This is a genomic window from Chlamydiales bacterium (assembly GCA_031292375.1).
Lineage (GTDB): Bacteria > Chlamydiota > Chlamydiia > Chlamydiales > VFKH01 > JARLHF01.
The window spans coordinates 37835-45328 of record JARLHF010000020.1 but is presented as its reverse complement, the minus strand read 5'-3'; the positions used below and the strand labels follow the sequence as shown (position 1 = coordinate 45328).

The following is a 7494-nucleotide window of genomic DNA, read 5'->3' as shown; positions in this document are numbered from 1 at the left end:
GACAAATCGTTATGTATAAAAGCACTCTCCGTGTCTCTGTGGCTCCGTGTTTCATTTATTTTCGTTAGAGTCATTCCTATTCCTAATATACAACCCAAAAAACCAGCTTTAAATTTTAATGAACAAGAGCTTAAGTTGTTAACAATAACCTAGTTAAAAATCGAGCTGACGTTTATTAAAAGAAAAAGCTAGGAAAGCAAAACATAGCAAAGATAAGTCGTTAAGATCTGATGATGCTAGTTATAAAATTAGTTATCTTATGGCTTTTCATGAAGTAGTTGATATTATAAAGCAACAGGCCAAAGTTTTTAGTATGGAACAAAAGGATGTTGGTCTGGCTGATATAGACGCTGAATTAGATTTGCTTTAGTGCAGGGGGGGTCGGGCGTGGAATTCTATAACACAAACAATTCTTCATTAACGATGTGTATAACATGATGCTCAAAAATTGTGTAACAATTGTGCTAGCAAAAAATGGAGTATTATGCTTTAATTGCTTGCAATTTCTCAAGAGATTCTCTTAATTTATGATTACTGTCACGAATTTATGTCAGCAATTTAAAAGGGCGCGCACAGGCATAAAGAGCCTATTTTCCAGAGAATACACTACAAAAACTGCACTCGATCACATCTCCTTTCATGTCGACGAGGGTGAACTTGTAGGTTATATTGGTCCTAACGGCGCTGGTAAGAGCACTACAATTAAAATCTTGTCTGGCATACTTGTTCCAACAAGTGGTGATGTATACATCATGGGCCATATTCCTTGGAAAAATAGAATTGAAACAGTTGCTCAAATTGGTGTTGTTTTTGGCCAAAGAACACAGCTTTGGTGGGATTTACCCGTCATTGAATCTTTCAACCTTCTAAAACATATCTACCGCATTCCAGATACGCTATATAAGAAAAAACTTTCACACCTTACAGACATACTAGAGCTATCTAAACTCTATCATGTGCCTGTAAGGACTTTAAGTCTTGGCCAAAGAATGCGTTGTGATATTGCAGCATCCCTTTTACATTCACCTAAAATTCTCTTTTTAGATGAGCCTACAATTGGCCTAGATGTCGTCAGTAAATTTGCAGTTCGTGAGTGCATTCAGAATCTCAACAAAGAAATGAATGTTACTGTTATTTTAACAACCCATGACATGGATGACATTGAAGCTCTTTGCAAACGTGTTATTGTTTTAAATGAAGGCAAAATCTTTTTAGATGGCACAATTGATTCTTTGCGTAATAAAATGGCTCCAGAGCGCTATCTTATCGTTGATCTTGCTAAACCTTGCGACTCCATTCAATCAAAACATGTAAAAGCTGTAAAACAAGAGGGACACCGTGTATGGCTTAGCTATGATCCCACTCAAATTTCTACCCCAAAGTTAATTCAAGAAGTCGCTTCAAATCATGATATCACAGATCTTTATGTAGAAAACTTGCCTGTTGAAGAAATGATTGCAAAGCTTTATCGAGATATCAACTTATGAAAATGTATCTAGCCATACTCAAATGCAGGATGGCTACACTCTTTCAATACCGTATGGCTGCGTTTGCAGGCCTCTGTACACAAATTTTCTGGGGGCTTGTTAAAACCATGATTTTAACGGCCTTTTATCAAAATGCCTCTGGAAATGAGCCCCTCTCGAAACAAGAAGCGATCGCCTTTATATGGATATCTCAAGCTCTTTTACAATTACTTCCCTGGAATTTTGATAAGGATGCTGAAGAGCAAATTCGATCGGGCAACGTAGCTTATGAACTTTTGCGCCCTTTGGACCTCTATTTACTTTGGTATACAAAATCAGTCGCCATTCGAGTAGCCCCAACGCTCTTGAGGGCCCTTCCTGTTTTTATTATAGCAAGTCTTTTTTTCGATCTATTACCACCCGTTTCACTATTCGCTTTTTTCGTATTTCTGTTCTCTTTAATTTTATCCCTAATTCTTGCAGCAGCAATCACAACCCTTGTTCTACTTTCTCTTTTTTGGACATTTTCAGGAGATGGTGTTCAGCGTATTCTCTTAAATGTTTCCTTTTTTTTCTCCGGCATGCTCGTACCACTTCCTCTTTTTCCAAATTGGATGCAACCTGTTTTAAGCTTACAACCCTTTCGCTGCCTTATCGACATACCTTCTCGTATCTATACAGGTGTTATTTCCCTAGAAGAAGCTCCCTTATATCTCCTTCTACAAATTGCCTGGGGACTTATTTGCATTCTTTATGGCCAGTTTTTAACAAGAAGAGCTCTTAAAAAATTTGTCATCCACGGAGGCTAAATTTCATGCTTTTATATTTCAGACTAGCCCACATCGCATTAAAAGAGCAAATGCAGCATAGAGCTTCTTTTTTGATGAGCACTTTTGCACTTTTTATTTCTACGTTTATAGAGATTTCTGGGATATGGGTGTTATTTGATCGCTTTAAAATGGTGCAAGGATGGACTCTTGCAGAAGTTGCCATCATCTACGGAACTATTCACATAGGCTTTGCTATAGCTGAATGTATAGCTAGGGGCTTTGACACCTTTCATAGAATGGTAAGAGCAGGAACATTTGATCGTATACTTTTAAGACCTTGTAGTATTATCTTGCAAGTTGCATCTCGTGAAATACACCTCATGCGTCTTGGAAGGCTCTTGCAGGGCCTAACCGTTCTTTGCTGGGGTTTTATAACTCTTGAGCTTCCTTGGACTGCCTTTTTTATCATCCTTTTTGCAATTTTTGGAACTGTTATCTTTTTTTATGCACTTTTTGTCATACAAGCAGCCCTATCCTTTTGGACTATCGAAACTTTAGAGCTCATGAATGTTTTAACATATGGTAGTGTAGAGTCTGGGCAATACCCTATGTCGCTCTACAAGCAAGGCTTTCAATGGTTTTTTACTTTTCTAGTACCCCTGGCCTGTGTTGGCTACTATCCTATTGCTACAATGCTGCACAAAGGTACTCTTCCCTTTTGGCTTGGGGTAAGTACGCCTTTAGCTGGAGTATTGTTTCTTTTTTTATCTTTACAGTTTTGGAAAATGGGTGTTTGGCACTACAAATCTACAGGGAATTAAATATTATTTTAATATTTTCCAGCCAAAGAAAAAAAGTGGCGCCGAGATAATAAGATAGACAAACCAGTAGCTTGCATTCCAAGAGAGTGTTAAAATACCCTTGTTCTCAAAAAATAAAAGAAAAAATGAGAATGCAAAAAATACAGCGCCCATTAACAACAAAATAAAAGAAAACGTACTTTCATTTTGAACTTCTTGAATAGGTTCTTGAAGAACTTGCACCTTTTCTTTTACCTCTTCCTTACTTTTAGGAGGGCGCTTTTGTCGATATGGTGGTTCTGGTGGCTCTTTAGAAGCTATTTTTTCCTGATCCATCAGTTCTGTACCGCAAAAAAGACAATGAATTGCATCTTTATCAATTTCACCTTCACAGTTCCAGCAAAGTTTTTTATTTCTTTTAGAGTTCATGCGTATTACTATATAGCGAATCTTAAAATTACATAATGTACTTAATTCTTATTTTCATGCAACTATCCAAATATTTTATATTTACCGCTTTGATCTTATTGCTTACATCTTGCCATCATTGCAACCATAATAAGAATCAAGGCGTACCTCAAATAAAAAGCACAGTTTCTGTACACCAAGGAGAACTTCCTTGCCAATATGGGGCTTACAAATACATTCCTAAAAATAGATATCACATACGCAACCCTGGAACATGGCTCACATGGGCATTTTTTGGAAACGATGATGATGGAATTTATGGAGAAAAACCCTCTGCTGGAAATTGGACTCAAGAAAAAATTTGCTCAAAAAGAGCCTTTTTATGGTGGTGGCGCAACCCTATGCATAACTTCTGCTTTTATGTCATTGGCAGCGCAGACAAACAAAATGATGAATTTGCACTCATCAAACTCGCAAGAGAAGGGTGCGATTTATTAAAATACCACAAAAAAGCGCATACCGTTTTTGCAGGAGAAAGCACCAGCTTTTTCATAGGCTTTCACAGCTGGAAACCCTTTGTTTCTCTAAGGCTTGATTATGGAAGACTCTTTGACTTTTACATAGGCTGGCGAGAGCGTGGAAATTTTGGCATTAAATGTGTGCTTGCAGGAAGGAAGAAAAACATGGTATCATCTGCTCAATCATCTGGCAATGGAGGAAAAAGCAGTGGAGACAAAAAGAAAATTTAAAGTTGCAATCATTGGTGGTGGTCCGGGCGGCTACGTTGCAGCTATCCGCGCAGCAGCAAGTGGCGCTTCCGTTGCACTTATCGAAAAAGAACACGTGGGAGGTACTTGCCTAAATTGGGGATGCATTCCAACAAAAACTCTTCTTGCAAGTGCAGATGTCCTTCATCAAGTTCGCAACGCAGAAAAATTTGGCATCCATGTTGGCTCTATAACTTTTGATTATGCGGCTATGAATGCACGAAAAAATGAAATTGTAGCAAAAATAAAAAAAAGTCTAGAAGGTCTTATTACCTCTCACAAAGTAACCATTATTAGGGGAACAGGCTCCTTTATTTCTCCTCACGAAATCAAAGTATCCGGGCAAAATAATGAAATTATTGAAGCAGAACAGATCATCATAGCAACAGGATCTTCTCCTAAAAATATTAAAGCCTTTCCCTTTGACCATAAAAAAATTCATGATTCCACCTCTATTTTAGAACTTACTTCCCTACCAAAAAAATTAGTTATCGTGGGTGGTGGTGTCATAGGCTGTGAATTTGCCTCTCTTTTTGCAGAACTTGGAGTAGAAGTTGTTATATTAGAAGCTCTTCAATCCCTTTTACCCCTAGAAGACAAATCAGTTGCAAGTAATTTAAGCGCTCTATTTGCAAAAAAAGGGATTCAATTCCATACGCAAGTAACTGTCAAAGGTATCGATACCACGCATGAGGGTGTTACAGTAACGCTAGATTCTAAAGAGCCTATTCACGCAGATATGGCCCTTGTTGCCGTTGGAAGATCCCTTAATACTTATGGTATCGGCCTTGAAAAGGCAGGTGTTATGGTAGAAGATAATGGAGCCATTCCTGTGAATAAACATATGCAAACAAGCGTTCCGCATATATTTGCAATAGGCGATATTACAGCAAAAGTAATGCTTGCACACGTAGCCTCTCATCAAGGTATTGTCGCTGCAGCAAATGCTATTGGGAAAAAAACAGAAATGCATTATGAAGCGGTTCCCAATGTAATTTTTACAAATCCAGAAATTGCAACCGTTGGTCTTACCCTTGAAAAAGCCATTGAAATGGGCTTTAAAGCAAACTCTTCAAAATTTCCTTTCCAAGCACTTGGAAAGTCTATTGCAAGCATACATACAGAAGGATTTTCGCAACTTGTTTTTGAAGAGAAAACAGGCCGTATCTTAGGTGCCCAAGTCATAGGTCATGAAGCATCTATTTTAATTGCTCCCATGGTTCTTGCAATTCAAAATGAACTTACTCTCGAAAGCATTACAGAAACTATCCATGCGCATCCAACAACAGCAGAAAGCTGGTTGGAAGCAGCTCTTATTGCAACGGGAACACCTATTCATTTTCCACCTCAAAAAAAGGCTTCGGTTTAAAGTCTTATGAAACATAAATTAAATGTTTTGCCCTCACATACAGAAAAAAAAGAAGAAGAAAGTGTCGTTGGACCTGGAAGATTTCCCTCTTGGTTGCATAGAAAACTGCCAAAGGGAGGCTCTCTTGCAACAACGGGTCTCGTACTCACAAAACACCGCCTTCATACCGTTTGCGAAGAAGCAAAATGTCCTAACTTAATTGAGTGCTGGTCAAAAAAGACAGCTACTTTTCTTGCTATGGGTAAAGAGTGCACAAGAAATTGCGGCTTTTGCGATATTGACTTTTCAAAGGCTCCCAAACCACTCGATCCAGAAGAGCCCACAAGAATTGCTCTTTCTATAAAAGAACTTGGCCTTAAACACGTAGTCATCACAATGGTTGCAAGAGATGATCTTCCAGATGGGGGAGCTCACCATCTTGTTGCTATCATGAAAGAAGTAAGAAATACCTGCCTTGATACTAGTATTGAAGTTCTTACATCCGATTTTTCTCTCAACTATACAGCTATTGACACTGTAATTGAAGCAAAGCCAGAAATTTACAACCATAACATTGAAACTGTAAAAGAATTAACACCAAGAGTGCGCCATAAAGCAAGTTATGAAAGAACTCTTACTCTTCTTTCCTATGTTAAAATAAAAGATCCATCGATACATGTAAAATCTGGCATCATGGTAGGTCTTGGAGAGACAGAGGAACAGGTAAAAGAAACTCTTTTAGATTTAAAGCATGCAGGCTGCTCTATCGTTACAATCGGGCAATACCTTCAACCAGACAAGAAAAAACTTTTAGTCAAATCTTTTGTTACACCAGAACAATTTAAACACTATGAAGAGTATGGCCATCAAATAGGCATTCCTCATATCTATTCAGGACCATTTGTTCGCTCTAGTTACAACGCATCTGAATTTTTCAACAAAATTAAAAACTCATGAACGACGACAACGCTATTTTATTTGACAGCTATCCTTTAGCAGATGACATCGATTGCACCATCTTGATGCATAGAGACGCTCACTTTAGTGGTAAATTCTCATTTATGATCGACTACTATGCGCAAGAAGGAAAAGGAGCTCTTGTAGAAATACCTTTAGAGCGCATTTCCTATCTTGCCCACGCAGAAGAGATAGGGCAGCAAAATTTAAGCCCTCTATTGCTCTCTGGAAAAGATGCAGAAAGCGTTGCTAGAGCAAAAACTGCATACAAGCAACTTAGAGATCTATATGAAACAGAAACAAGCGAAAACTCCCATTTAAAACTAATTGCAGACCTTATCCTATCAGAAGAAGAAATTCCAGAAAAAGAAGTTGCGGCCATAGTAAAAGAGGGTTCTTCCATGCTACCTGGCCTTATTAATTTACTGACAACAGAAGAATTCCTAGATCCTCTTTTCCCAGGATATGGCTATGGCCCAGAACTTGCTGCAATTGCCCTTGGGAAAATCGGTCATGAATCAGCCATCATCCCCCTTTTTGAAACTCTTGGAAGGGAAGGGTTCTTTATTGAAGAAGCTATACTCGAAGCTCTTAAAAATATAGGAGCCTCTGCAAAAAACTTTCTTATCCAAGCACTTATTTCCCGTCCTATTACTCTTGACAATGAAAAAGCTGCTATGGCTCTCACCTATTTTTCAGAGGATGAAGAGATTGCCCCTCTAGCACTACAACAGCTGCAAGCCCATTCAATTGTAGCGCATCCACAGCTTGCAACCTACCTTATCCTAATGTGTGAAGGGCTCAAGGCACAAGAAGAAAGAACTATCTTTAAAAACCTCTCTTCCGATCCTATCTTCTCAGATGATTTAACTTATGAGATGAAAATGATCATCCGCTCTTGGAAAGACAACACTCTTCTTAAATAACTCATGTTTGTTATGCAAAAACTTTAAAATAGGCTCTTGCGTAACATGCGTT

General features: G+C 38.3%; 8 protein-coding genes. 7 read left to right on the top strand and 1 reads right to left on the bottom strand.

Features of this window, described 5'->3' with window-relative positions; genetic code table 11:
• Window positions 1–527: 527 nt before the first annotated feature.
• From P4L16_03315 to P4L16_03305, 3 genes are read left to right on the top strand one after another with little or no spacing between them, the layout of a single operon-like run.
• A complete protein-coding gene (locus P4L16_03315) occupies window positions 528–1487 on the top strand; it encodes an ATP-binding cassette domain-containing protein (GenBank protein ID MDR3624153.1) in 960 nt (319 codons plus the stop codon).
• Window positions 1484–2275: an ABC-2 family transporter protein gene (locus P4L16_03310; protein ID MDR3624152.1), complete on the top strand. Its 792-nt coding sequence runs from the start codon at window positions 1484–1486 to the stop codon at window positions 2273–2275. The genes P4L16_03315 and P4L16_03310 overlap by 4 nt, the downstream gene beginning before the upstream one ends.
• Window positions 2276–2325: 50 nt before the next feature.
• Window positions 2326–3057: an ABC-2 family transporter protein gene (locus tag P4L16_03305; protein MDR3624151.1), complete on the top strand. Its 732-nt coding sequence runs from the start codon at window positions 2326–2328 to the stop codon at window positions 3055–3057.
• 3 nt (window positions 3058–3060) lie between these two features.
• On the opposite strand, the gene P4L16_03300 is transcribed toward P4L16_03305, so the two are convergent.
• Window positions 3061–3465: a zinc ribbon domain-containing protein gene (locus P4L16_03300; GenBank protein ID MDR3624150.1), complete on the bottom strand. Its 405-nt coding sequence runs from the start codon at window positions 3463–3465 to the stop codon at window positions 3061–3063.
• 35 nt (window positions 3466–3500) lie between these two features.
• Between P4L16_03300 and P4L16_03295 the strand changes: the two genes are divergently transcribed.
• Genes P4L16_03295 through P4L16_03280 form a run of 4 tightly spaced genes read left to right on the top strand, consistent with a single transcriptional unit; the run spans window position 3501 to window position 7442 of the window.
• Window positions 3501–4193: a hypothetical protein gene (locus P4L16_03295; GenBank protein ID MDR3624149.1), complete on the top strand. Its 693-nt coding sequence runs from the start codon at window positions 3501–3503 to the stop codon at window positions 4191–4193.
• Window positions 4171–5580 carry a dihydrolipoyl dehydrogenase gene (lpdA, locus tag P4L16_03290; protein MDR3624148.1) on the top strand — a complete coding sequence of 470 codons (1410 nt, stop codon included), beginning with the start codon at window positions 4171–4173 and terminating at the stop codon, window positions 5578–5580. Before P4L16_03295 ends, lpdA begins: the two co-directional genes overlap by 23 nt.
• A gap of 6 nt (window positions 5581–5586) precedes the next feature.
• Window positions 5587–6516, top strand: a complete 930-nt coding sequence (gene lipA, locus P4L16_03285) for a lipoyl synthase (protein MDR3624147.1) — start codon at window positions 5587–5589, stop codon at window positions 6514–6516.
• A complete protein-coding gene (locus tag P4L16_03280) occupies window positions 6513–7442 on the top strand; it encodes a HEAT repeat domain-containing protein (GenBank protein ID MDR3624146.1) in 930 nt (309 codons plus the stop codon). The genes lipA and P4L16_03280 overlap by 4 nt, the downstream gene beginning before the upstream one ends.
• The last annotated feature ends 52 nt before the right edge of the window (window positions 7443–7494 follow it).